The sequence below is a fragment of the uncultured Methanobrevibacter sp. genome (assembly GCF_937906425.1).
GTDB lineage: Archaea > Methanobacteriota > Methanobacteria > Methanobacteriales > Methanobacteriaceae > Methanobrevibacter.
In genome coordinates this window covers 1-2,372 of sequence record NZ_CALCYR010000055.1, presented here as the reverse complement: position 1 = coordinate 2,372, position 2,372 = coordinate 1, and the positions used below count along the sequence as shown (strand labels likewise).

2 protein-coding genes are annotated in these 2,372 nt (G+C 34.2%); both read right to left on the bottom strand.

Annotation, left to right across the window (positions count from 1 at the left end; all coding sequences use genetic code 11):
- Nucleotides 1–115: 115 nt before the first annotated feature.
- Nucleotides 116–1,357 carry a SufD family Fe-S cluster assembly protein gene (locus Q0138_RS01570; protein ID WP_297979993.1) on the bottom strand — a complete coding sequence of 414 codons (1,242 nt, stop codon included), beginning with the start codon at nucleotides 1,355–1,357 and terminating at the stop codon, nucleotides 116–118.
- On the bottom strand, nucleotides 1,329–2,087 hold the full coding sequence (sufC, locus tag Q0138_RS01565) for a Fe-S cluster assembly ATPase SufC (RefSeq protein ID WP_297979990.1): 759 nt from the start codon (nucleotides 2,085–2,087) through the stop codon (nucleotides 1,329–1,331). Before sufC ends, Q0138_RS01570 begins: the two co-directional genes overlap by 29 nt.
- Nucleotides 2,088–2,372 lie beyond the last annotated feature (285 nt).

The window sequence follows — 2,372 nt, the reverse complement described above, 5'->3', positions numbered from 1 at the left end:
AAAAATAAGTAAAAATAAGTAAAAATAAGTAAAAATAAGTAAAAATAAGTAAAAATAAAATAAAATCAAGAAAAAATTTAAAAATAAAAAAAGTAAGTTAGAAAAAATGTAATAATTACATTCCATCTAAACTCATGTCAATCATTTTTTGAGTCTCAGCAGCTAATTCGTCAGGCAATCCAGTAATGTCCATACTCAAGAATCCTCTAACAATCATGGAAGCTGCCTCTTCTTCAGTCAAACCTCTTGAAGTCAAGTAATAAATTTCCTCTTCGTCAATTTGACCTACTGCTGCCTCGTGAGACATTTCAAGGTTTGCTGCATTTGCCTCCAATTCAGGAACAGCATAAATTGAAGAGTTGTCGTCTAAAACCAAACCATGACATTCCAAATGTCCCTTAACATTAGGAACATTTCCAGCCAAATGACCTCTGGAATAGATCTTGGATTCATCATTGGCAACAGAACGGGAAATAATCTCTGCACTGGTATTTGATGCATTCAAAAGGGCTCTTGAACCAACATCAATGATTGAATCCTTTACACCACTTTGAATACTTTGGAATAAAGCCCTTGCATTCTCACCATTACAATAGGTTGTAGGATAGGATTGAATGGACCTTACAGGACTTGTTAAAATGTAATTGTTAATGTAAGTGGTGTCCTTTTCCTGAATAATACCTGTTCTAGGACGTACCTCCACCTGTTCAGCCCAATTGTGAACCATGGTAAATGTGATTTTAGCGCCAGGCTTAAGATACATTTCAGATACGCCTACGTGAAGTGCGGATGAAACATCTTCCCCTGTAGCACAACCTGTAATAAGGTGAAGCTCGGAATTTTCCTCTGCAATGATAATGTTGTGAGCTGTTTGCATTACGTCCTGGTCTGCAATAAACATACATGCCTGTACAGGGAAAACCTCCTTGGTTCCAGGTAATGACCTAATAAAGTAACCGCTGTAAATATCCTCTTCGGTTTCACGTAAAGCTGTTTGAGCGGTATACTTGTCAGTGTCAGGCTTTACTGCATTCCACATATAATCCTTTAACCAGGAGTACTTTTCAAGAGCAATGCCTGTATTCATCAGTTCAATTGAATCTGAAATTGAATGGGAAAATACATTTGATTGGTCCATTTGCAAGAAGGAACCTGAACGCTCATCTGATTGGGTGTCCACTCCAACTCTTAAAAGGGTCTTTTTGGTCTTTTTATCAACATCATCAATATCATCCAATAGGTCAAAGGCATTGACATCCTCTTTTGTGAAGTTTTCAATAACTACATCAGTACCTAAAGCCGCCTTTTTATCTTTTGCCCTAAGAGCATCATTTGCCACATTCTGCACAACCAACACATCCTGTAAATCCTTCTTTTCTAATATCTTCTAAAATTTCGTCAGGGTCTCCTGAACAAGCAATTTGACCATGCATTAAAACATGAGCTTTATCCGCTTTAACAAAGTTTAAAATATAACCTAAATGAGTAATTAACAAACCTGCCTTTTTCCTTTGGCCAGGTTTTTTATCCTTATCAAGCAATACGTTCAATTGACCGGCAAGCAATTCAACATTTTCAATGTCCACACCGGAATCAGGTTCATCAAACATTGTAAACAGTGGTTGCTGAGCAAGTAACTGGAGAATTTCAGATCTTTTAACTTCTCCGCCTGAAAAACCTCTGTTTACATCCCTGTCTAAAAACTCATCACTGAATTTTAATTTACGTGCAAGTTCCTGCATTCTTGGGTTTAACTCTTCATCAGGATCCTGTTTGGATTCGAATTTCAAAAGGTCCCTTACACTAACACCGCGAATTGCCGGAGGATTTTGGAAACTTACTCCAAGTCCCTTTTCAACTCTTTCAGTGGTAGTAAGTTCTGTAATATCCTCACCATTGAAAATAATGGATCCACTAACAACTTCATACTTTGGAAAACCTAATATAGTTAAAAATAAGGTACTTTTTCCAGCCCCGTTAGGACCTAAAAGTACATGAGTCTCTCCTTCTCTTATAGATAGGTTAACGCCATTCAAGACACGTTTACCCTCTACTTCAACAACTAAATCTTTAACTTCAAGCAACATGCTATCATCATCCTTAGATTAATAATAAAAATTACTGAATAAACTTATTTCAATTTTATTAAAATCAATTTTATTATTTAAGAAAATTTAATAAAATCAAAAAATGTTCCTTAATCATATAACAATTATAATATATTTTTAATTATTAAAAAACTTAACTAAATAATTCTTAAAAGCAAATCAAAATTGATAAAAGAATAATTAAAACAAATCTTCAAAAACTATCATTGAAAAATAAATCAGATAAAAATAGATAAAAATAGATAAAAATAGATAAAAATAACA